The 23199-nt window shown below is 38.4% G+C and carries 19 protein-coding genes; 8 read left to right on the top strand and 11 right to left on the bottom strand.

The window, feature by feature from the left end:
* Window positions 1–550 precede the first annotated feature (550 nt).
* The 3 genes from ACIQZG_RS14730 (at window position 551) to ACIQZG_RS14720 (ending at window position 3975) form a co-directional block, all read left to right on the top strand.
* Window positions 551–1120 (top strand): manganese efflux pump, encoded by a 570-nt coding sequence (locus ACIQZG_RS14730; RefSeq protein ID WP_402756194.1) that lies wholly within the window; start codon window positions 551–553, stop codon window positions 1118–1120.
* A 240-nt stretch (window positions 1121–1360) separates the two neighbouring features.
* Entirely contained in the window at window positions 1361–2518 is a 1158-nt protein-coding gene (locus ACIQZG_RS14725; RefSeq protein ID WP_402756192.1) for a pyridoxal-phosphate-dependent aminotransferase family protein, read from the top strand.
* A 707-nt stretch (window positions 2519–3225) separates the two neighbouring features.
* Entirely contained in the window at window positions 3226–3975 is a 750-nt protein-coding gene (locus ACIQZG_RS14720) for a MerR family transcriptional regulator (RefSeq protein WP_402756190.1), read from the top strand.
* Between the two features lie 15 nt (window positions 3976–3990).
* Here the strand turns inward: ACIQZG_RS14720 and ACIQZG_RS14715 are convergent, their stop codons facing one another.
* The 3 genes from ACIQZG_RS14715 to ACIQZG_RS14705 form a co-directional block, all read right to left on the bottom strand.
* Entirely contained in the window at window positions 3991–6042 is a 2052-nt protein-coding gene (locus ACIQZG_RS14715) for a HelD family protein (RefSeq protein WP_402756188.1), read from the bottom strand.
* Window positions 6043–6162: 120 nt separating this feature from the next.
* A complete protein-coding gene (locus ACIQZG_RS14710) occupies window positions 6163–7479 on the bottom strand; it encodes a D-serine ammonia-lyase (RefSeq protein ID WP_402756186.1) in 1317 nt (438 codons plus the stop codon).
* Entirely contained in the window at window positions 7469–7942 is a 474-nt protein-coding gene (locus ACIQZG_RS14705) for a YaiI/YqxD family protein (RefSeq protein WP_402756184.1), read from the bottom strand. Before ACIQZG_RS14705 ends, ACIQZG_RS14710 begins: the two co-directional genes overlap by 11 nt.
* 187 nt (window positions 7943–8129) lie before the next feature.
* Between ACIQZG_RS14705 and gdhA the strand changes: the two genes are divergently transcribed.
* The 3 genes from gdhA to ACIQZG_RS14690 all read left to right on the top strand — a co-directional run bounded on the left by gdhA (window position 8130) and on the right by ACIQZG_RS14690 (window position 11174).
* A complete protein-coding gene (gene gdhA, locus ACIQZG_RS14700) occupies window positions 8130–9503 on the top strand; it encodes an NADP-specific glutamate dehydrogenase (protein WP_402756182.1) in 1374 nt (457 codons plus the stop codon).
* 206 nt (window positions 9504–9709) lie between these two features.
* Entirely contained in the window at window positions 9710–10396 is a 687-nt protein-coding gene (locus ACIQZG_RS14695) for a phosphoribosylaminoimidazolesuccinocarboxamide synthase (protein WP_402756180.1), read from the top strand.
* Between the two features lie 124 nt (window positions 10397–10520).
* Window positions 10521–11174 (top strand): YIP1 family protein, encoded by a 654-nt coding sequence (locus ACIQZG_RS14690; protein WP_402756178.1) that lies wholly within the window; start codon window positions 10521–10523, stop codon window positions 11172–11174.
* Window positions 11175–11498: 324 nt separating this feature from the next.
* Here the strand turns inward: ACIQZG_RS14690 and ACIQZG_RS14685 are convergent, their stop codons facing one another.
* From ACIQZG_RS14685 to ACIQZG_RS14655, 7 genes are all read right to left on the bottom strand, one after another.
* Window positions 11499–12701: an NAD(P)-dependent malic enzyme gene (locus ACIQZG_RS14685; protein ID WP_402756176.1), complete on the bottom strand. Its 1203-nt coding sequence runs from the start codon at window positions 12699–12701 to the stop codon at window positions 11499–11501.
* Between the two features lie 506 nt (window positions 12702–13207).
* The gene (locus ACIQZG_RS14680) at window positions 13208–14038 is read right to left on the bottom strand and encodes an MBL fold metallo-hydrolase (RefSeq protein WP_402756175.1); all 831 of its coding nucleotides are present in this window, start codon (window positions 14036–14038) and stop codon (window positions 13208–13210) included.
* 60 nt (window positions 14039–14098) lie between these two features.
* A complete protein-coding gene (locus ACIQZG_RS14675) occupies window positions 14099–14656 on the bottom strand; it encodes a hypothetical protein (RefSeq protein ID WP_402756174.1) in 558 nt (185 codons plus the stop codon).
* On the bottom strand, window positions 14643–15761 hold the full coding sequence (locus ACIQZG_RS14670) for a hypothetical protein (protein WP_402756173.1): 1119 nt from the start codon (window positions 15759–15761) through the stop codon (window positions 14643–14645). Before ACIQZG_RS14670 ends, ACIQZG_RS14675 begins: the two co-directional genes overlap by 14 nt.
* Complete coding sequence (locus ACIQZG_RS14665; protein WP_402756172.1) at window positions 15758–16273, bottom strand: sigma-70 family RNA polymerase sigma factor; 516 nt, start codon at window positions 16271–16273, stop codon at window positions 15758–15760. Before ACIQZG_RS14665 ends, ACIQZG_RS14670 begins: the two co-directional genes overlap by 4 nt.
* A 134-nt stretch (window positions 16274–16407) precedes the next feature.
* Window positions 16408–17217: a sulfurtransferase gene (locus ACIQZG_RS14660; protein ID WP_402756171.1), complete on the bottom strand. Its 810-nt coding sequence runs from the start codon at window positions 17215–17217 to the stop codon at window positions 16408–16410.
* 10 nt (window positions 17218–17227) lie between these two features.
* Entirely contained in the window at window positions 17228–20839 is a 3612-nt protein-coding gene (locus ACIQZG_RS14655; RefSeq protein ID WP_402756169.1) for a dynamin family protein, read from the bottom strand.
* Window positions 20840–21451: 612 nt separating this feature from the next.
* Here ACIQZG_RS14655 and ACIQZG_RS14650 point away from each other — a divergent pair.
* Window positions 21452–21943 (top strand): DUF4183 domain-containing protein, encoded by a 492-nt coding sequence (locus tag ACIQZG_RS14650; RefSeq protein WP_402756167.1) that lies wholly within the window; start codon window positions 21452–21454, stop codon window positions 21941–21943.
* A 19-nt stretch (window positions 21944–21962) separates the two neighbouring features.
* Window positions 21963–22283, top strand: a complete 321-nt coding sequence (locus tag ACIQZG_RS14645; RefSeq protein WP_402756165.1) for a DUF4183 domain-containing protein — start codon at window positions 21963–21965, stop codon at window positions 22281–22283.
* 76 nt (window positions 22284–22359) lie between these two features.
* Here the strand turns inward: ACIQZG_RS14645 and ACIQZG_RS14640 are convergent, their stop codons facing one another.
* Window positions 22360–23136: a sulfite exporter TauE/SafE family protein gene (locus ACIQZG_RS14640; RefSeq protein ID WP_402756164.1), complete on the bottom strand. Its 777-nt coding sequence runs from the start codon at window positions 23134–23136 to the stop codon at window positions 22360–22362.
* Between the last annotated feature and the right edge of the window lie 63 nt (window positions 23137–23199).

The raw sequence follows: 23199 nt of genomic DNA, 5'->3' as shown, positions 1-23199 counted from the left end.
TTCCCCTATAAAATTTTAGGATATCTTGCTGATTTCAAAATCTCAGCACTTAACATTCATTCCATAAACTTAGATACATCAATTCCTATTGATAATCAGAATAAAGGATTAATGAATTTATAAACCATAAATACAAGTTAAATGCTATTGTTCATAAAGGCGGTAAATACGTTATAGGTTGTCCGTCTTATACAGGTAGTGAATCCAGTTGAATGTTTCTTTGAAAATACCAATTGGGCATAAGTATTTTAATTTTGTTCTCTATTCACACCACCCCCATATTACTCGAACTATAACAATACTATTCCTTGTCCTATCCCAGTATGATAACAATCCATATAGAAATTTAATTATGTAAATGCTACTTTGTGATATTAGGGTTGATTGGAAGGAAATTTTTTTTTGGCTCTTTACCGTAATCCATACTTGACCTTAAATAAAGGGGCTGTTAGGAAAGCACTTTTCCACATAGGACCATTTTGAACAAATAATTTTTTTACCCATATTATAAATAGTTGAGACAATTAATTAGTTCAGAGGGAGGTTAATGATGCATTGGATCACCATAATTCTTATAGGTATAGCAGCTAATTTAGATAATCTAGGGATTGGCTTGGCCTATGGAATTAAACGAACGAAAATTCCAATTTTATCGAATTTAACTATTGCCGTTATGTCAATGATTGTCACTTTTATTGCAGTAAAGGCCGGGAGCACTATTCTTGAGTTTGTTTCTCCACATCTTGCTAGTCTTTTGGGAAGCCTTTTATTATGCGCTATCGGGGTATGGACTTTAATGTCTAAGCGGTTTTCTACTAAGGGATTCTTAGAAAATCCTGAACTGTTTGATGAAGATAAAAATCATATTATTTCTTTCCGAGAATCCATTCCTCTTGGATGCATCTTATGTTTAAATTGCTTAGCTGGTGGAATTGCAATTGGTGCGAATGGTATTTCCGCCATTTGGACAGTAATCTCCATTGGATTCTTTTCAATTGTATCAGTTGCTATCGGCAGTCATTTTGGTGCTTTAATGAGTAAAACATTTATTGGCAAATATTCGACAGCCATTTCTGGATGGTTGATCATATTAATTGGGATTTTCGAGATTTTTGCATAATAAAACGTAAGCCCAACTAGACTCTATACGGGGAGCGTACGCAAAAGGTGCGCGGCTCCGTTCTTGTCCATGAAAATCACCTTACATAATAATAGTTGAAATTATATAGTTCATACATTTGCTACTTTGAGTAGATTGAATATTCTGCTATCATATTAAAAAAGAAGTTAGAAAGTAGAATGAGTGTGCTATATTATAGGTAGAAAATTTTAACTTTTAAAGCAAAGGGGATTTATTCACATGTATGAAAATATTTTAAGACATCCGGGACCGACACCTATTCCAAAAAAGGTTCAGCTTGCCATGAGCCAAGATATCTTCAGCCATCGAAGCAATGAGTTTGTCGAGTTATACCGTGAAACGACTGAACTAGTGAAACCAATTTTCGGCACAAAACAAGAAATTTTACTACTTCCTTCTGGTGGCACAGCCGCATTAGAAGCAGCTGCAGTAAATACCGTTTCTGCTGGTGAAGATGTTGTAGTTATCACTATCGGAGCGTTTGGCGATTACTTCGTTTCTATTTGTGAGAAATATGGCTTTAACGTGCATAAACTTGAACAAGAATGGGGGCAAGCATGCACAGCTGAGGAGTTACAACAATTTTTACAGCCATTAACAAATATAAAAGCTGTTTTTGTTACGTACAATGAAACGTCCACGGGCATTTTAAACCCAATTGCTGAGTTAGCACAAGTTGTTCGTAATGAAACAAACGCGTTACTAATTGTTGACGGGGTAAGCTGCATTGGTGGAGCACCTGCTGAAATGGACAAATGGGGCGTCGATATTCTTGTTACAGGTTCTCAAAAGGCGATGATGTTACCACCTGGCCTCTCTCTAGTTAGCGTGAGCGACAGAGCATGGAAAGTGATCGAAGAAAATAAAGCACCATCTTATTACTTAAACCTACAAAGCTATCGTAGTTGGGCAGAGAAAGGCATGACACCAAATACCCCTACGATCACACTTATTTACGGACTAAATGCTGTCTGCAAGCTTATTGAGGAAGAAGGCGGTTTTGCTAAAACAGTCGCACGTCATGAATTGATGAAAGATATGGTGCGCAGTGCGATGAAAGCACTTAACATCGGCCTATTGACAGATGATGAGCACGCTTCACCTACGATTACAGCCATCATAGCGCCCGAAGGCATTGCATTAGGTGATTTCCTATCACATTTAAAACAACAGTATCATTTAGATTTTGCTGGTGGACTTGGTCATTTACAAGGGAAAATGTTCAGATTCGGTCATATGGGCTATTGCTTCCCAAGCGACGTTTTACAAGCCGTTTCATTAATGGAAGCTGCTCTGCAAGACTTCTCTTATGACTTTGAACCGGGTGCAGGTGTACTCGCTGCGCATAAAGTATTTCTAGCTGCTCAAAGTAAATAATTGAGCTATAGATGAACTAGAGATTTAGCGAGACAATCGGCGATATTGGCGCTTCTATCAGCGATAATTCACCTTTAGAGTTAGATATAAAAGAATTTCTTCAAGAACAGAACGCAAGAAGGCTGATTACGGGCGGCACTTCTTGCGTTTTTGCACGTATTCTTCTTCAAATAAATGTCGAAAGTTTTTGCTCTTCACCAAAGGCATACGTACTTTATGAACTCTTGTCTTTTTCCATCTTTAATTCCTGAATAAAAATACGCCTCCAAAATTACTGGGAAGAACTTATAGGTCATGTGCAAATCTTTTCAGTATTAGTATAAAATAAAAAATAGCTAGGGATTTATGAGGGCACTGAAAAACTCTAAACTAAGATTATTTTATAGTATTTTTTTGCATGGGCATTTCTTTACTAAGCAAGGATTTTGCGCGGCAACGAATATCTTCCGTGCAAAGGCAATGCGACAGCGACGTGAGACTTCTGCAGGAACATTATTTGCGACGAAAGCGTGAGTGAAACCTAGCGGCAGAAGCACGCACGAGACGTAAGATGCAACAAATCGCGCGTAGCGAGGGTTGCGGCTTACGCTGTGCCTGTGGAAAGCGAATGCTGGAGCGCCAAATCCTTTAGGTCATAATTTGGTTAGAGGTTTTATAAAAAAAAACACTTTTTCAGTGGTCTCTGATTTATCGGAGGGTTTTCATCTATGAATCAGACTTATCGTACTAATGAAATCGCAGAAATTGGACAAGTCCATCCAAATACAGTACGTGTTTATGAGGAATGGGGTTTTTTATCCCCTGTACCCCGAGCGGCGAATGGCTACCGTGTATATGAAACGGTTCATGTAGTTCAATTAATAATTGCACGGCTAGCTTTTCGTTGTGAATTGATTCAAAATAATTTACGAAAACGTGCAACGAGAATCGTTATATTGAGTGGAAAACAAGCCTTTCTCGAAGCTTTACTTGAGGCAAAGAAGTATTTTTCTCACTTAAAACTAGAGCATCAATATGTACTCGAAGCGATTGAAGTCGTAAAAAATTGGCACCAACCTACGCAAAGCTCTACCGCAAAGACCTATACGCATCAAGAAGTCGCAAACGAATTAGGAATAACTGAAGAAGTATTACGAAATTGGGAAAGAAACGGACTTTTTTCTGTAGAACGTAATACAAAAAGACATCGTGTATATTATGAAGAGGATATCGAACGTCTACTCGTTATTCGAACATTGCGAAGTGCTCATTTTTCAATAGTCGCTATTTTGCGTCTTGTTCAACAACAAGAAGACGCCCTCCCCGTTGATATTAAAGATCTTTTAAATACCCCTTCCAGCACCGAAGATATACTTCGTATCACCGATCGATTAGAAATAGGCTTACGTGAAGCGATGGAAGATATAAAAGAATTAATTCGATTACTATCCAACTATCTCAAAAAGGAGGCACTATAACTAGTGCCCCGTAACCTATCCCAACAGCAATGGTGAAGGTTTTTTAGTTAATTGTAATAGCGTTAATTGATGCATGGCTCTTGTACAAGCCACATATAATAGACCTTTATCAAAATCACTGGCATACGATGCTTCATCTACAAATGGGACAATCACCACATCAAATTCCAGTCCCTTTGCCAGTTGAACGGAGGCAAGAGTAATCCCCTCCGTAAATTTCGCACTATGTTCATCCAATTTATGAACATTAAATTCAACTTGCAGTGCCCCGTAAAGTTCTTCCACCTGTGCTGCTGTTTTACAAACAATTCCACATGTTTTATAGCTACTTACTTCGAATTGTTTTAAATATTGTTTTATTTTTTCAGTTTGCTCTGTGAATTTTTCATAGTTTTCTATTGTCGGCTGTTCTCCGTGGCGCTCAATTGCTTCGATTGCATTTTTCGATAAAAACCGTTTCGTAAATTCAATGATTTCAAACGATGAGCGATAACTTTTCTTTAATTCAACGTATTCCATTTGTGGAAAAATTTCTTGGAATCCATTTGAACTACTGACAGCAAACGGATTTAACGATTGGCCGAAATCTCCTAAAATCGTTTTCTTGCAGCGAAATAACTTCTGAATAACTGCATACTGTACAGGTGTGTAGTCCTGCATCTCATCAATGACGAGATGATTCACTAAATCAAATGTATCTACGCCCTCCATATATGCATTGCAATATAAATATGGATAGACATCTGCAAATTCAAACGTCCCTTTTTGCCAAATAAACTGATCGGGTTGTCCCATATGTTCAAAAAACGCTTTATATAAACTAAGGGCATCTGTAAAACGTAGGCGCTTTCTTAAACGTTTGACGATTTCATTTTTTGACGACAGCTTTACCTCCCCTTGGCGTTTCGCTTTAACGACTGCTAATAAGTCCTCCGCTACATATTCGATACGTTTTGACACAGGTTCCTTTGCATAGCTCCCAAAACGCTCCGTTATATAATTAGCATCAATAGAGATTTCTTGAATAGTAATGTCCTTAGGGATTAATAAATCAGTGTTTTGATTGTTTAGAAAAGCAGTGAGTTGTTCAAAAAAATGAAGGGATGATTTAAAAGCTACACGTTTAGCTAATGCACTATTTGGATATTCAATGAGTTGCTTTGCTTGCTCATACAGCGATTTAAATTTATATTTGCTAGGTAAAATTTTCTCAGCGATCTCACCTAGACTACTCTCACGTATGGGCTCTTCCCCTAGCTCCGGTAACACGGTCGAAATATAATCTGCGAATACTTTATTTGGCGACACAATCATGACGCGTTCAGATGATAATGAATCTTTATATTTGTAAAGTAAATAGGCAATGCGGTGAAGGGCAATTGATGTTTTTCCTGAACCTGCTACCCCTTGAATGATTAACGTATGTGCTAGATCATTACGGACAATGGCATTTTGCTCCTTCTGAATCGTTGCAATAATCGTTTTCATGCGCTCATCAGCTGCCCTACTTAGCTCTTTTTGTAAAATCGAATCGTGGATGTTTATTGAACTTTCCGGTACATAGTCCAGTTCACTGTTCACAATTTTAAGTTGATGTTTTCGAATGAGTTTCCCAAAGACCGTGCCATTTAATGCTTCATAGGATGCTTCCCCTAGTTCATAGTCGTAATACATACTCGAAACCGATGCACGCCAATCGAAAATACAGATTGTCCCGTCTTCATCCGTAAATGAAAATTTACCGATATAAAACGTTTCAGCATCCGCTGTTCTTTCACCATCATAGACAAAATCAATTCGCCCAAAATATGGAGACTCGATTAATTTTTCGAGTTGTGTACGTTGTTTTACTGTCATTACACCTGTTTTGTCAATCGTTGTTAATGCTCGCTGATTGCTGAACATCTCCATCGTATCCATTTCATTTCGATAATCCACCATATATTGCTTCAAATCCATATATTCATCATAATAATCATCTACTTTGGCATTCACAGCCATGTACGCTTTTTTTAGCTTTGTCATGATTTTTGCTAAAGTTTGATGTTCATCTTTAAAATTTTGCATACTAATACCCTCCAATTTTCCAGCAGTCGTACTAGCTTAGCACGCCCATTTTCACTGGTGTTATATTGGAGGGTTTTAATCATTTAAAATTTACCTAAATGGAAGCATTTAATGCGACCTTCATACCTTTTCTAAATATTCCTCACGCATCTCTTGTGGCACCATACTTCCACCTGTTGCCCATACAAGATGTGTCGCCTGGTTCATTTTTTCCGCTAAGTTATGCTTTTCCAAATAACTTTGCCCGTTTTTCATTAACTGAATCGGTCCAAACATACCTGCGTGTGCAGATGGCTCTAAAAATAGACCTTCTGTTTCCATAGCCAAACCGAGTGACGTAAACAGCTCTTCATCTTTCACTGTATAACAGCCGCTAATATACGTTTCCATCACTTTCCCAACAAATTTAGAAGCACGACCTACAGCTAGACCATCTGCTTCGGTCTTATTGTCTAACCCGATATCTTCTACGCTGATTTCATCATGTAAGCCAGTCATCAATCCAATTGTCATACATGGTGAAGCAACTGGTTCAGCAAAGAAAATATGGACGTATTCACCGTGAATTTCGCGTAAACCATAAGCTACTCCACCAGGACCACCACCGACTCCACAAGGTAAATACACGAACAATGGTTGGTCTTCACCCACTTCAATGTTCGTCTTTTTAAATTGGGCTTGCAAACGTTTTGCTGCCACTGCATAGCCAGCAAATAAATCTTTCGAATTTTCATCATCGATAAAATGGCACATCGGATCTTGCTCCGCTTCTTTACGTCCCTGCTCCACCGCCACACTATAATCTGCTTCATACTCGATTACAGTTGCTCCTTTTTCACGAAGCATAGCCTTTTTCCATTCCTTCGCATCACTAGACATATGTACAACGACATTAAAGCCGAGCTTTGTGCCCATAATGCCGATGCTTAAGCCCAAATTCCCTGTAGACCCTACTGCAATCGTATATTGTTGGAAGAACACTCGAAGCTCTTCAGTCGCTAAAATCGCATAATCATCGTCTTCTTTGAGCAAACTATTGGCAATAGCAAGACGTTCTGCATGCTTTAGCACTTCATAAATGCCACCTCGCGCTTTAATAGATCCTGAAATAGGAAGTGCATAATCGCATTTCAAGATGAATTGACCAGTAATTGATGTCGCAAACTCTTTTTCAAGAGCCGCTTTCATAGTTGGAATCTCTTTAATGGATGATTCAATAAGCCCTTTACTTTCTGCTAATTCCGGAAACGCTACTATTAAATAGGAAGAAAAACGTTTTAGTGTTTCTTCTGCTTCATCTACCTCTTCCATTGAAAAGAGGTCTGTATGCGCCTTTTTAGCCCATTTTGGATTTTCCCACAACACAGTGGTGTGATTTGCGATGTTTTTTAGTTGTGGATGTGCTTCGAATAGTTCGTGTTTTAGGCTATTTTGCATCTGGTGATTCCTCCATTTTTTTCGCTAAAATTGCTCGTTCACAAATTTGTCGAAATTTCAATTCGAACGAAATATTGTTTTCTTGGGTTCTTTTTTTGGGTCCTTTCGTACGTCCACCTGCACGTCTTATTTTCTGTCCAACATGTCTCATATCGAGCAAACGTTCGATGTTTTCATTCGTCATTTCACGTCCATTTTGGTCGATTGGATACCCTCCACGTGCCAAAACCATGGCAGCTAAACCATAATCCTGTGTAATGACAATATCGTGTTTTGAAAGCGTATTCACTAGCGTGAAATCAACCGAATCTGGACCCTTGGGCACCATAATTGTTATTACATTATCACGTTCAATACGGTGTGATGTATCGCAAAACAAGATAGTTTCAATCTCAAACTCAGATGATATGGATAGCGACAAATCCACGACTGGACAGGCATCAGCGTCTATTAATACCTTCACAATAAAGCATCATTCCTTTCTCATAATTAGATCAATCACATACTCACTAATTATATCAGTATAACATTTTCAGCACCCCTATTGCTCAATTTTTCACAAACTTTGAGGCATTGGAAAAAGTATTTTATTGAATAGTGAGAAAAATAGATATACGATACACCTATCAAAACATTTGGAGGTTTTCACTATGACAACAACAACTGTAAGCAACGAACAATTAGCAAAAGAATACGTAGATGGCGTATTCGAAGAACTAAAAAAACAAAATAGTCATCAAGCAGAGTTTTTACAAGCTGCTGAAGAAATTTTCCTTTCATTAGTTCCTGTGTTCACACAGCATCCAGAATATATTAAAGCAAATATCCTATCTCGTATCGTTGAGCCAGATCGTATCATCTCTTTCCGTGTTGCATGGCAAGATGACAACAACCAAGTTCAAGTAAACCGTGGTTATCGTGTACAGTATAGTAACGTAATGGGCCCATACAAAGGCGGTCTACGTTTCCACCCTACAGTAAACGAATCAATCATCAAATTCTTAGGTTTCGAACAAATCTTCAAAAACGCTTTAACTGGCCAACCAATCGGTGGTGGTAAAGGTGGTTCTAACTTCGACCCTAAAGGTAAATCAGATTCAGAAATCATGCGTTTCTGCCAAGCGTTCATGACTGAATTATACAGTCATATTGGTCCAGATGTCGATGTTCCTGCTGGTGATATTGGTGTTGGTGGACGTGAAATCGGCTACCTATGGGGACAATACAAACGTTTAACAAAAGCAAGTGAATCTGGTGTACTAACTGGTAAAAATCCTGTTTATGGTGGTTCATTAGCTCGTAAAGAAGCTACAGGTTACGGTACTGTATACTTCGTAAACGAAATGTTAAAAGATGCAAATGATTCATTCGAAGGTAAAACAGTAGTTGTTTCTGGTTCTGGTAACGTATCTACTTACGCAATCGAAAAGGCGCAGCAGTACGGTGCAAAAGTTGTTGCATGTTCAGATTCATCAGGTTATATCTACGATACTGAAGGTTTAGATCTTGATGCGATTAAAGAAATTAAAGAAGTTAAAGGCGATCGCATTTCTACTTACTTAAACTATCGTCCAAACGCTTCTTTCACTGAAGGTTGCACAGGTATTTGGACAATTCCATGTGATATCGCGCTTCCATGTGCGACACAAAACGAAATCGATGGCAATTCAGCTCGTACATTAATTGCTAACGGCGTTAAAGCTATTGGTGAAGGGGCAAACATGCCTTCTGACCTTGAAGCAATCAATGAATTTTTAGATGCTGGCGTATTATTTGGCCCTGCAAAAGCAGCAAATGCTGGGGGTGTAGCAGTATCTGCACTTGAAATGGGACAAAACTCTAGCCGTGTTTATTGGTCATTTGAAGAAGTAGATGCGAAGCTAAATCAAATTATGAAAAACATTTACGCAGAAAGTAAAGCTGCTGCTGACAAATATGGCTACCCAGGTAACCTTGTTATTGGTGCTAACATCGCTGGCTTCATTAAAGTTGCTAACGGTATGCTAATCGAAGGCGTTTATTAATCTGATTTAGCTTATAATACCCTTTTCGAATATATTTTACTTAACTTCTTTCAGATGATGGCGAACATTCGCCATCATCTTCTATTTCGCTATTTTTTAGAGAAAAAATGGTTATTTTTATATAAAAAACGAACATTTTTAGTATTAATTATTTTGATTATTCGTGTTATAATACTGAGGTATTTCGAAATATTGGAGGGTTTTTTGTGGAATTATTATATACAGGTAAAACAAAAGATGTATTTAAATTAGAAGATGGACATTACTTATTAAAATTCAAAGATGATGTTACTGGCGAAAACGGAGTATTTGACCCAGGTGCTAACACTGTTGGCTTAACAATCGACGGCGCTGGTCTTGCTGGACTTCGCCTAACTTCTTATTTCTACTCAAAACTAAACGAACAAGGCGTTCCTACTCACTACGTAGATGCTAATTTTGACGATGCAACAATGACTGTAAAACCGGCTACTGTATTCGGTAAAGGTTTAGAAGTTATTTGCCGTTTCAAAGCAGTTGGGTCTTTCCTACGTCGCTACGGTGCGTACGTACAAGAAGGTCAAGATTTAGATTCTTTCGTTGAAGTTACAATCAAAGACGACGATCGCCTAGATCCCCCTATTTCTGAAGATGCATTAGCAATGTTAAACTTACTTACTCATGAAGAATATGCGATTTTAAAACAACGCACAATTGAAATTTCTAAATTCGTAGGCGCTGAACTAGCGAAAAGAGGCTTAACACTTTACGATATTAAATTAGAATTTGGCCGCGATGCTAAAACAAATGAAATTTTATTAATCGATGAAATTTCTGGTGGTAACATGCGCGCTTACAAAGGTGACGAATACATAGAGCCTTTAGAACTTGAAAAAATCATGCTTGCTAATTAAGCTATTAGTCTATAAAAAGAGTCACAAACTCGTGGCTCTTTTTTATTTTGTACTTTTACTAATTTCATCCGTATAATGATTATACGCATCAAGTTCTTATTTTATTTTATGGAGGTTTTTTTAGATGGAAAACAACAATGACTCGCATCAACAAGAAGAGGATCTCAGGCCAACGCTAAATCCGCTAATATCAGTTTGGTTACATCCGAAGCAAACTGCTCGCTACATGATTGATCGTAAATCAATAGGTTTTGCAATTCTTATATTATCAATTAGCAACATAGGGGTATTGCTATCAAATGTAATGGAAACCGACTTACCAGTTTGGTTAATTACTCTATTATGCGTCGTTCTTGCACCGATTTCCGGTTTAATTGGTGTTAGCTTTTCTGCATGTGCTACATGGCTATTTGGTAAGCTTTTTAAGGGGATAGCAACATTCTCCGAACTATTTAAAGCTTTAAGTATAACAGCTATTCCTTATATCGTGCTCATCCCGTTGTATTTGATTTGGCTGTATGTTGCCCCAGAATCTTTACTTATGACCGACTATCCTGGTCCAACTCCGTGGATTTTCTGGCCAGCTACTCTCGCGACGATAATCATTAGCATTTGGTCCTTCGTAATTGCGGTAGCTGCAGTGGCCGAAGCTCACCAAATTTCAAATTGGCGAGCATTCTTTACTGTATTTATTCCGTCTATTTTGTTTGGAATTTTTGTTTTTATTCTTGTGATTTTATTTATGATTATCACGGTAATCGGCATTGGTATGATTTGATAGAAAAAGTTGTGATTCGTTGTGTGAAGGAATGTTCCGTTTGGCGATGGTACGCTTTGTTATAGGTTAAAACAAACTCGGTATTATGAATACCATCTGTATTGCATCGTTCTCCATTGTACAATCATTCGTGAGATTGTAGTCGGCGGACCATATGCAGGAACAAATGCATTAAAGCACTCGTTCACACTTGCGAATCTGAAGCGAAAGTAAATGCTTCAGCCAGAGGAATCGAAGTGACCTCGAGGATGTAGCGCTTAGCCTTAACAGTAATTAAACTTAAAAATTCCTTTCTCGCTAATGCAAGAAAGGAATTTTTTGATTTTAGATTGATAGAGGTGATGTTTGTTGGAATAGTTCTGATACTCCAGATTCAACTGCCGCACCACTTACAGCACGTGATACAATTTCTACAACGCGCTCATCAAATGATTTTGGCACGATGAATTCTTCTGCTAAGTCTTCATCACTTACTAGAGATGCAATTGCCTCAACAGCAGCTAATTTCATCGCTTCATTGATATCTGTTGCACGTACATCAAGTGCCCCACGGAAAATACCTGGGAAAGCTAACACATTATTAATTTGGTTAGGATAATCAGAGCGTCCTGTTCCCATAATACGTACACCCCACGCCTTCGCATTTTCGTACGTAATTTCAGGATTTGGATTTGCTAATGCAAAAACAATTGGATCCTCATTCATCGACTCGATATGTGCTTGTGTCAATAAATCAGCTACAGAAACACCAATAAAGACATCGGCTCCTTTTAGAGCATCCTCAAGTGTACCATGTTGCTTTTCTGGATTCGTTAAGTGTGCTACAGCTTCTTTTATCGGGTTCATACCTTCTGCACGACCTTCATAAATGATACCTTTTGTATCGCACATATAAATATTTTTATAACCCATTTGCACAAGAATACGTAAAATCGCAATGCCTGCAGCACCCGCACCGTTAATGACAATCTTCATCGTTTCAATATCTTTTTTCACGATGCGATTGGCATTAATCATACCAGCACCTACTACAATTGCTGTACCATGTTGATCGTCATGGAATACAGGAATATCACATTCTTGGCGCAAACGGTCTTCAATTTCAAAGCAACGCGGCGCAGAAATATCTTCTAAGTTTATACCACCAAATGTTGGGGCAAGCGCCTTCACAATGCTGACGATTTCATCCGTACTTTTTGTATCTAAACAAATTGGAAATGCATCAACATTGGCAAAGCGCTTTAATAAGATGGCCTTCCCTTCCATAACTGGTAGCGCTGCTTTTGGTCCAATATCCCCTAAACCTAAAACTGCTGTACCATCCGAAACAATTGCTACCATATTGCCCTTCATCGTGTAGTCATAGACAAGGGATGGGTTTTTCTCAATCTCCACACAAGGTGCCGCTACACCCGGAGAATAGGCTAAACTCAAATCATATGCATCTTGTACAGGTACCTTTGAAATAACCTCTAACTTCCCATTGTAATACCCATGCATATCTAACGCCTTTTTCATAATATCCATTCCATCCCATCCTTTTCCCTTTGAAATTTACTTTCGTGTTTATATTTTAGAATCATAATACTTTGTGAAAACATAGTCAACAAATTTCGTTGAAAATTCACGTTATTTGTTCATTACAACACATTTATTCTCTAAAATCCCTTCTTCCCATTTTGTTATCAACTTCACAAACAATTATGTTGAAATAATAATTCTTCGGACATACTCTCACGAAAATGTATAAATAAAGCCAATAGTGCTGTTCATCTCTTCACATAGTATTTTTTTCCGATAAATAAGAATAAATTCACAATCTCATGTAAGCGCATCCATTGTTACATCTAACTTCGTCACATTTTATCCATATTATTTCACAATCTTTTTTATTATACAGACTAAAGAGAGTGAATTGTCAGATATTTTTTTCGATGCAGTGGTAATTACTTTCCCTCTTGGCAGGAATATAAATCCGCTTGTCCTATTTAGATGAAATTTTGTTCAATTTGAGTACAGTAAAAAAAGAGCCCTTAACGTAAGGACTCTTTCGAAAAATGCTGTATAAATGCTGTAATGATATGATTCGACGACCATTGCTCACCTGATACTTTTGTAATCGGATATTCGCGAGGGAAAATGCTTTTTGATATCTCCTCAACCCCAAACCCTTGCTTGTGAAGTTTCAAAATATCCCCTTCCAATTCCTCTAAATAATCGATTTTTTCAATGATTTTCGTACGGCCATCTATTAAACAGCCCGCATGACAACAATAAATTGTTTCAAAATCATAGTTTAATAGATGCTTTAACGACGCCAAGGTATGTACGATATTTTCTTCGTCCAATACGACCTTTGTTTTCGTCTGTACATATAAATCTCCTGTAAACATCTCCCCTGTAGCCCGATTATAAAACGATACATGATCGGTTGTATGACCTGGCGTCGCAATGACATCCCACGTTGCACGATTCGTTTGCAGCGTAGCACCTAATGGCTTTGCGCTAAATCCAGGTCGCTCACCCCATAGCACCTTACGATATAATGGTAAATTCGAATCGCTCGCACATTCATCTACTGCTTCACCGTGAATATAAATCGGTACTTCCTTTTGCTGTTGGATCCATATAGCATTTCCTGAATGGTCCTCATGCGCATGTGTCAAAGCCACCTGCTGAATGTCGACTTCGTTAAAGAATGATTGAAACTCCTGTGCGAGCGAGCTGGATCCCGTGTCAATTAGCAAGCCATCCACATAAAAACTATAGACACTCATCGCTATTCCCTGAACCGCGACCTTCCCTTGCGCCCATTGCACGTCATTATTTCTGTCGATAGCTACACTTTTCTCTAGTTTAAACATCATTTCTCCCCCTTTGCCCCTTCACCAAAGAGTGTACCATAAAATGAATAGTCAGTCATTTTATGTATATGTTACAAAATGCATTGTCGATTTGACGTGTTTTTTCAGATGACGAAGGTGGATGAGCAATCTCACATTAATTCCAAACAGTATAAGAGCGCCTATAAATAATAGCACCATCTGCGAGAAGTACTCTAAATTCATTAAAAATGTCCAACTTACAATGACACCAATTGCGAGCCACATATATTTTTTCATAATACGTGTAGTATGATTTACAACCTTAAGCTTTTCTTCTATTATCTTTAAAATTTTGAAAAACTCAAAGATAATAAGTAAATCTATCGATGCACTAAAAATCAGTAGCCAATACTGCATAAAAAAATCTTCAGACAGCATATTTACTAGCAACAAACCAAATCCAATTGTAATATAACCCTTCGCATGCGTTACACCGTCAAAGTATGATAGGCTTTTCATAAAGGCAAAGTACATCAACAAATGCTGAACATAATACGCACCTGGAAATACATCAAGATAGACGAGCTTCAATACAAGTGCTATCGTTAGCCATTTCATGAACTTGACCTGCTGATTTTTTTCCTCATACACCATCATGTCGTTCAATCTCCTCTCTTATTTTCTTCAGGTCCATTGTTGCTTTCCTAAAAACCTTAATTGGCAACAACCCATTCGAACCTCTTACGCCAACCATTGTGTTTATATCCATCGGCGCATCATCTATTTTGAAAATTATCTTCACCTGTTGACCCTTTTTCACAGCTACAGGAAAATCCGCTTCAGTATGAACTACCTTATCTACTTCTAGTTTTTCGAAAGTCACACTGGATTCAAGTATTTTTGGCAAATACACATCATCAAACACCGTATCCTGCTCGATAACAACCTTCCTACTATTTTCCCCATCATTACTACCTTGAGACATATAAATATTTTCATTAAGTAGGGGCCCATATTTAGAATCAAAATCAATTTGCAATGATGTTGCCAACTTCTCACCATCATCTAACACAAGAAACACCTCATCACTGTCAATTAGCGCTTGCATTTCCTCAGTATTCCCTTGAAAATAAGCCACACGCATTAACTGATGACGACCTTCTTCTGATATATCAGTAGGATAATAAAAAAGATCATTTCCTTTAGTCTCGTCTGGATATAATGCCTGCAATGTTAGCTTTCCTGCCTGTAAAAAGCTAACCGAGCGATGATCATTTTTATTAACAATGTAACGAATTGCAAAATCATGTGCTCCATTACCAGCAAAAAAATCATGTACAAGCGGCACTGTAATCGGCTTTGCTAGTTGATTCTGTAGAAAAACAGCGCTGTTGCCAAGCAGTAGTACGATGATGACACCAGATGCGATGCCTAATTTTTTATTCATGCCTTTGCGTATGGCTGCTCGTATCACAAGTCCAGTTACAACCGTTAAAACAGCTGCAATTAACCAGTAAAACTGAGGTGAAAATGCGCCTTTTTCGATAACAGTACCCGTTTGTTGTTGATGTGTATCTTTTTCACCCAAATTGAGTGCTATAAAACTAACGGCGGCAATTGTTACAACCATTGCCACTAGCTTTGGAACCCTATTTTGAGGCTTCCGTCGCTCTTTCTCGGCCTGTTGAATCCCTTGTAAACTTCGCTTACGGAGACTTTCTGGAATATGAATATTGTCCAATTGCTTTTTGAAGTTACTCATTCTTGCACCTCCTGTTCTAATGCCTGCCTAAGCTTTTTGAGCGCACGATACAAAATTGTCTTCGTGGTACCTAGTTTCAATTGCAATATCGTGGCAGTTTGTTGCAATGTATAGTCATGATAAAACTTAAGTAAAATAACGTCCTTTTCTTCTTTTGTGAGCTTCGTCATGACATCTTCAAGTGCCCATTTGTCGGATAACTCTGCGTGTGGTTCATCGCTCTCCTCAAAATCTTCTTCATACGGTAAAATGAGTTCACGCTTTTTTAACACATCAGTTGCACAATTTATGGTAATACGCATTAACCACGTTTTTATGTAAGTTGCATTTTGCAAAGATTGGATATATTTATAGCTTTTATACGCTACTTCCTGCACAACATCGAGTGCATCTTCCTCATTGCCGACATATACATATGCCATTTTATAAAGCTCTACTTCAAATTGTGTAAAAAGCTGAGCAAAGGCTTCCACATCTCCATTTTTTGCACGCGTGACAAGTATTTCTAGCACAAAGCTCACCTCCTTCTACCTGTTAGACCTAGAAATAGCAGATTTAGCTCTCCTATTTTAGACTTTTTTATCGACATGACATTTATCTATCTATGCACAAAAAAACGCCCACCAAAGTGAGCGTTCTTCATTAATTATTCATTCGTCCCAGTCTCTACATCGTATTGTGTAATCCAATCACTAAAGCTTCCTACATATAATTGAATATTGTCATAACCTTCATCTGCCAACACCGCATACAAAGGTGATGCCGTCACACCACTTCCACAGTACACGACAACTCGCTCATTCTTCTCGACCTTAGAGCGAAGTGCATCATTTGCATGAAGCATGCCATCCTCTTTTAACTGCTCCCAGTCAAAGTTCTTCGCCGACGGAATATGCCCAGCTACCTTATCAAGTGGCTCCACTTCCCCGCGGTAACGAGCTGCTGCACGTGCGTCCAACAATGTCGCTACCACTTTACCGTCAACAATCGCTTTTACTGCTTCACGCGGCGCGTACAGTTGGTCTTGCCAGTCAAAATAGACTGTACTTAGCGCGTAGCTGGTCACTTCACTCGTAAAGTCCACCGCTTTTTCTAGCGCTGCAACGCCACCATTTACAATATAGACATTTGGAAAGCCAGCATATTTCAGCATCCACCATGCACGTGGTGCAAATGGTGCTGCCCCCTGGTCGTACACAACTATTGTATCGTCATAGGTAAGGCCATACCCCTCAAATAGCGAAGCCATTTGTTCTTTACTTGGCATTGGGTGACGCCCATTACCACTCGCCATATCCGATAAATCTTGCTCTAAGTCAAAATACACCGCTCCAGGTGCATGCCCATTTTCAAATGCTTGCTTCCCTGCCGCTTTATCTTGTAAGTCGAAACGTGCATCAACAAAGCGAACTTGATCCACTTGAATTTCCTCAACTGTTTTGAATACTTTTCCCACTTGAATCACCTCATACGTATTGTAATTGTGCGTAAATTGACTTCCATGTTGCTAAGCGACTTTCCTCTTGTAGTACAAGTCTTTCCGTCTCAATTTGCTCTAATGCTTGCTGTAAAATGTAGCTGCGTAAGCGCTCTGCTTCCTCTTGAATAAAGGCATTTGCCCACGTCAGAAGCGACACTTTTTGTACATCTAAATAGCTTTGCGCATCTGGCTTCGTTAGTGCCTCAAGTGCTTCGCTTAGTTTCACTTTTTCATTTTTTTCAAAGAAGGCTTTTTGATTGCGGAAGTGTGATTTGACACTCGCATATTTTGCACTTTCTGCAAACGGCCCTTCAAAGTTCAATAAATCTGGCTCTGAAGATTCAAACGATAGGAACGAGAAGCTACGGTTGTATTCTTTTAGCTCACGTACTTCATCTTTAAAACGCAATTGCATTTTCTTACCGATGAACTGCGATAGACGGAAATTCGTCACGCGCATTTCCTGTGTAAAGTCAAAACGCAAACTTTGCAGTACTTCTTTTAAGGCGTGCTCAAGAGCTTGCTGCGCAGGCATCGCCGCAAAGGTAGACGGATTATAGCCTTCTTTAAAGAATTCAGGGTAACGGTAATAGACACGCTGAAGTACGTAGTAAAGTAACTCATCTAATTCTTGCTTTGTTTCACTTTCCATCATGCTAGTGTTAATCGTGCTAAACTTCGACTGTACATGTTTTTCTAGAGATGTCAGTTCTGCTAATCGCTCATCTTTACGTTTTAAGTTTTCTTCTGTTTGCGCGATTAAATCGCCTAAACGTTCCTCCGTTTTGTCGACTTCCTCAGCAAGTGCTTGCACAGCTAAGGCACTTAACTCTTCATTTAAGAATTTATGGAAGGCCCCCTCAAATGGCGGCATACCAGATGCGAAATTAGCACCCTCTACCTTTTCTTTCAATGCCATTAAGCTTGACACGCCATATAAACGCGGGAAACGAATTCCAAATCGTTGTAATTCTGAACGCACATAGCCTTTTACATCTTCTTGTTCTTCCTCTGTAGTTGCTAAATCGATGGCATTCACAATAAAGAACATTTTATCAAGTTCAAAGGCATCCTTTACACGACCAAGTTGAATTAAGAACTCACGATCAGCCTTCGCAAACGCATGATTATAGTACGTAATAAATAAAATCGCATCGGCATTACGGATATATTCGAAAGCAACGCCCGTGTGACGTGCATTAATTGAGTCGGCTCCCGGTGTATCAACAAGTGTTACACCCATTCTTGTAAGTGGACTATCATAATAGAAGTCAATATTATCAACGAAGCACGATTTATTTTCCTGCGCAACAAACTTTTCAAACTCCTCGCGCTCAACTCGTAGTACTTCACCTAGCTCTGATTTAAACGTCGGATAGCCTTCCTTATACGCACGAATAAAAGATTTGTGAACGTTTAAACGCTCATCCGTTAATTGCACCGCAAGTCCTTCATCTGCACGTTTAAACGCTTCTTCTAATGAAGAAACCGTCAACCCGATTGCCGCATAAGATCCTTGAATATCCTCTAGCATTTGCGCTTCCGTTTTTAAGCGTACATCTGCTGTTTCATGTGGATGGTCTGGCGTTACTGGTCGAATTTTATTAATTGCTGCCGTTGTTGGGTTTGGTGACACAGGTAATACCTTTGCCCCCATCAATGCATTTGAAAATGATGATTTCCCTGCACTAAACGCACCGAATAACGCAATTGTGAAATCCTTTTTTTGCAGACGCTCTACCTTATTTTCGAGATAACGTGCTACTTCGGCAAATCCTTGTACATCCTTAACAGACTGTGCAGTATGCAGTGCACGCTTAATAACACCTTCCACTGGTAGGCTTGCCACGCTTACTGCCTGTTGCGCTTCTTCTTCTTGTACTGCGACTGCTTTAGGTTGTAACATCGATTCATCAAATAAACGAATTTCTGCTAACGCTTGCGCAAAAGCTTTTTCCCATACGACTAATTGTGTATTCGCTTCTTTACGAATTTCATTACTTGCTTGGTGCATAATTGTCGCACTGTATTTTTGATAATCTTCTATTTCTAATACAGCATTTATGGCATCTACCTTCGCTTGCATGCTCGCCATTTTCAGCTTTGATGGTGCAGAGGTTTCAGTTGCAACCGCTTCTAGCGTTGCTGCTTGTGCATCTTTCCATGCATCTGTATTTTGAATATAATAACGTCTTGTCGCTTCTGCCACACGATTCGCAAAGTTTAATACTGCATCGCCCGTAAGTAGAGCACCTGTTTGAATTTGATCTTCTATTAACGAAAACGGTAAATCAAATGTATAAGCGTCCACTGCTGCTGCGCGTTCATCGCTTAACGCCCCAACATCCTTCAGTACTTTTTTCATAAGAGCCTTTAAATGTCCTGAAATTTGAGCGTGTACCACTGTTTGATACGTGCTAAACGCGTCCTCTTTACGACGATTACGCTCTTCCTCCGTTTTTTTCTTCGCAGAAAATAAACCGCCCACTTTAAAGCTTTCTTGCTTACTTTCTAAATATAAACGTAATTTATCACGTAAATCTGCTGGCATAATTGCTGCATTGACAAGTAGCTCTTTGCGCTCATCTTCAAACGTTTCATTCCACGCCTCAATTGAAAATAGCTCCACTTGACGATTTAGCTTATTGTACTGTTCTAAAATATCGGCATGGTGTGCCCAGTCATCCGCACTTAAAATATCTTCATCGATATCTAAACGGTCCTGTCTTTCTTCACTTAAATACGTGTCATGCTCACTTTGAAGTAATCGCAGCGTATTCGTTGCCGTTAATACAAGCTGATCTTGCCAATCATCCATACTATCCATGACAATCTTTTTCACTGTGTCAAAATCATTGTGCGGATGGTCTAATTCACGCAGAGATGTAAAGAATATGCCTTTTGGCTCAACACCCCATGCCCCGAACGAGTTATGCACTGTTGCCTTGAATTCTTCAAAGCTTAGTTCATTTTCTTTATGCTTATCAATCATGTTAACGATTAAATAAACGTTTGGATTATATTTCATCAATTGTTTTGTAAATTGGAAGTTCAATTCTGATTGCACATGATTGTAATCCATCGTATAGAATACGATATCAGCAATATGGAGCGCAGATTCTGTAGACATACGGTGCGCATCATCTGTAGAGTCAACTCCCGGTGTATCCATCACCGTCACACCTAGTGGTAACGTAGAAGCACTATGACCAATTTCAATTTGAGATACTAAGTCCCCATTTTTACTTAGCTCTTTTACCGTTTTAAAATCATAGCCAGCTTCAAATTTTACTGGTTTTTCATTATGCATGTAAACGATTGCAAAGTCCTCTTCAGATTTATGGACTTTTACGATATTGGCACTTGTCGGAATAGGACTAGATGCTAGTAAATTTTCACCCGACAATGCATTAATCATGCTCGACTTACCAGCAGAGAAATGTCCAGCAAAACCAATTACATATTCTTTTTGTTGTAATTTACGTGCAAACAGTGACGTCTTTTCCATACGTTCTGTATCACCGTTGTGCTGATAAATTATGTATTGTAATGAAGCTTGCTTAAGTAATCCCTCTAGGTGTTGATCAAATTCATTCATAAAACAGTTACCCCTTTATCCAATTAATTATTCATAATTAACATTCTACCTTAATCGATATGCAAAGTATAACACTTATTTTCTTTGAAATACGTATACATCAAGGTTTTACGCGCAATATGTCTTCCCCATCTAATGCACTGTATGTTTCCATCCTCTTCATGTAAAAGCTACCATAATAAATAGCTATTTTGCGGTAAAGTTTTTACGTATACCAACAGGTCGGGATGACATTTGATTAAAGAGCGTATTGATCTTAGAGGTTCGTTGATTTTCGTTACGATAGGACGGGTACTCCTATCGCTTCACTTTCGTCACAAAGCAGCGCTTTGCTAGGAGTTTAGCGTCCCATTTGAGACTCGTTGAACAAGGCTTTTAGGAGAACAAATGCGAGGTGATATTCCATAACATTTGTAAAAGAGGATGAGCAACCAATCAACTCACGCACTCCTATCATAAATTATAATAGAAAGCTTTGTTTATCGATTCGCAATTCCCCCCTTATATTACGAGAGGTTATGTCATAAAAAAACAATGTGCATCCATATTTAAAATTGTCAGGTAATTTTATAGAAGCGGGCTCACAACAGAATGAATACATTGAAATACTAAATGAAAAAAGAGGAACTTGTTGATACGTCAACAGGTAAAGAGGAGGAAGGGCGTATGGAGTTTTATAAAAAACGAAAAAAAGTAGTGCAGAGGGTTTTATTGAATGATTGTGAAAATAGCAATATGTCCAATCTTCGCATAAAGGTTAGCTCTGCCAGCATAGATTATTCCCCAAAAAATGTTACCGAAATTACTATACTACCAACTGTCAATAGATATTTTCATATTGCTGATGCTAATCTCAATTTGACAAATGGGGCAACCTTTACTGCAAATCTATTTTTCAATGATTATGGGAATAATATAACGGAGTTTATGATTTTTAGCCCGAATGGGTACGTGAATCTTTATATCAATGGAATGATGCAAGAGAGTGGTGTTTATAATATAACAACAAATACTCTAACATTTATACCCCAGAACGCAACTATTTATAAAAATACTCCAATTATTATTGAATCATTAGGATTCACAGCCAAACTAAATTTGTAGATGAAAGGAGGTGAACATTATGCCACTTTCCATTATTAATATTAATGTGAATGTTACAGGTACTTCGTCAAGATTTTTCAATATCTTAGTAGCACCTTTAACTATCGCTGATGGAACTACTATAGCTGCAACTACTTTCTTGAATGACAGTGGGAATGCTACGGATAGTTTCCCCATAATCACAAATGGTTACTATAATTTGTATATCAACGGTGTATTACAAGAAGGTGATTCGTATACTATTACTGCAACGGAATTGACATTTAACACGGTTACCGGCACAATATCCGCTGGAACTCCAATGATTGTAGAAGCTGTAGAGTTTGTTACTGTAAAATAATGATACGATCATATATTCGAATCAATTATGCCGAGGCGTAATTGATTCTTTTTCGATTGATTGCATGCATATCGACTTACAACAAATCCAACCAAATCTTGACAGCTGTTGCTAATATTAATAAGGATAAAATCCATTGCAGTACTTTCGTGTTCATCCTTTGACCCATTTTGGCTCCTAAAGGGGCAGAAATTAAACTTGCGACAATCATAATTGTAGCCGGCATAACTAAAACCTGACCGGTTGTAACTTTCCCAATTGTTGAACCTATAGATGAAATAAAAGTTATAGCAAGAGAGGTAGCGATGGTTACTCTTGTAGGAATCTTAAACACAACAAGTAAAATTGGTACAAGGATGAATGCCCCAGCAGCTCCCACAATTCCTGAGGCTGTCCCTACAATAAAAGCAATGATTGTTGCTAGCGCCTTATTGAAGTGAATTTCTCCAATCGGTTGATCATCGTTATTTTTCTTTGGCAAAAACATCATAATCACAGCGATGGTAGCTAATATAGCATAGACAATATTGATACTTCCTTCCGATAAATAAGAAGAACCATATCCACCAAGTAAACCACCTACAAGTATCCCTGAACCCATATAAATAATAAGTTCCTTGTTTAAATAGCCACTTTTCCGATAAGCCCACACGCCCCCTATTGTAGCGAAAAAAACTTGTACCGCACTAATACCCGATACTTCATGTGCATTAAAAGCAGTAATACCAAGCAGAGGTGGAATATACAATAGCATCGGATACTTAATAATCGAACCACCAATCCCGACCATACCAGAAATATAGGAACCTATAAATCCAATGATAAAAATAACAATTATGAATGTGATATCCATCATGTCCTCCTGTCTTATAAGTTGATATCATTGTAATAGATAAATTCAACTTATAACCTACTT

It is taken from the genome of Lysinibacillus sp. NPDC096418 (genome assembly GCF_044762775.1).
In the GTDB taxonomy this organism is placed as follows: Bacteria; Bacillota; Bacilli; order Bacillales_A; family Planococcaceae; genus Lysinibacillus.
The sequence above is the reverse complement of the archived record's forward strand: the minus strand, read 5'-3'. Positions and strand labels throughout refer to the sequence as shown.

What these genes read in the sequence shown, in the direction of transcription:
- ACIQZG_RS14650 (WP_402756167.1), top strand. Translation starts at nt 21,452, where the DNA reads ATGAAAAAAGAGGAACTTGTTGATACGTCAACAGGTAAAGAGGAGGAA.
- ACIQZG_RS14720 (WP_402756190.1), top strand. Translation starts at nt 3,226, where the DNA reads ATGAATCAGACTTATCGTACTAATGAAATCGCAGAAATTGGACAAGTC.
- ACIQZG_RS14685 (WP_402756176.1), bottom strand. Translation starts at nt 12,701, where the DNA reads ATGGATATTATGAAAAAGGCGTTAGATATGCATGGGTATTACAATGGG.
- ACIQZG_RS14655 (WP_402756169.1), bottom strand. Translation starts at nt 20,839, where the DNA reads ATGAATGAATTTGATCAACACCTAGAGGGATTACTTAAGCAAGCTTCA.
- ACIQZG_RS14670 (WP_402756173.1), bottom strand. Translation starts at nt 15,761, where the DNA reads ATGAGTAACTTCAAAAAGCAATTGGACAATATTCATATTCCAGAAAGT.
- ACIQZG_RS14715 (WP_402756188.1), bottom strand. Translation starts at nt 6,042, where the DNA reads ATGCAAAATTTTAAAGATGAACATCAAACTTTAGCAAAAATCATGACA.
- ACIQZG_RS14680 (WP_402756175.1), bottom strand. Translation starts at nt 14,038, where the DNA reads ATGTTTAAACTAGAGAAAAGTGTAGCTATCGACAGAAATAATGACGTG.
- ACIQZG_RS14675 (WP_402756174.1), bottom strand. Translation starts at nt 14,656, where the DNA reads ATGATGGTGTATGAGGAAAAAAATCAGCAGGTCAAGTTCATGAAATGG.
- ACIQZG_RS14725 (WP_402756192.1), top strand. Translation starts at nt 1,361, where the DNA reads ATGTATGAAAATATTTTAAGACATCCGGGACCGACACCTATTCCAAAA.
- ACIQZG_RS14730 (WP_402756194.1), top strand. Translation starts at nt 551, where the DNA reads ATGCATTGGATCACCATAATTCTTATAGGTATAGCAGCTAATTTAGAT.
- ACIQZG_RS14640 (WP_402756164.1), bottom strand. Translation starts at nt 23,136, where the DNA reads ATGGATATCACATTCATAATTGTTATTTTTATCATTGGATTTATAGGT.
- ACIQZG_RS14645 (WP_402756165.1), top strand. Translation starts at nt 21,963, where the DNA reads ATGCCACTTTCCATTATTAATATTAATGTGAATGTTACAGGTACTTCG.
- gdhA (WP_402756182.1), top strand. Translation starts at nt 8,130, where the DNA reads ATGACAACAACAACTGTAAGCAACGAACAATTAGCAAAAGAATACGTA.
- ACIQZG_RS14690 (WP_402756178.1), top strand. Translation starts at nt 10,521, where the DNA reads ATGGAAAACAACAATGACTCGCATCAACAAGAAGAGGATCTCAGGCCA.
- ACIQZG_RS14710 (WP_402756186.1), bottom strand. Translation starts at nt 7,479, where the DNA reads ATGCAAAATAGCCTAAAACACGAACTATTCGAAGCACATCCACAACTA.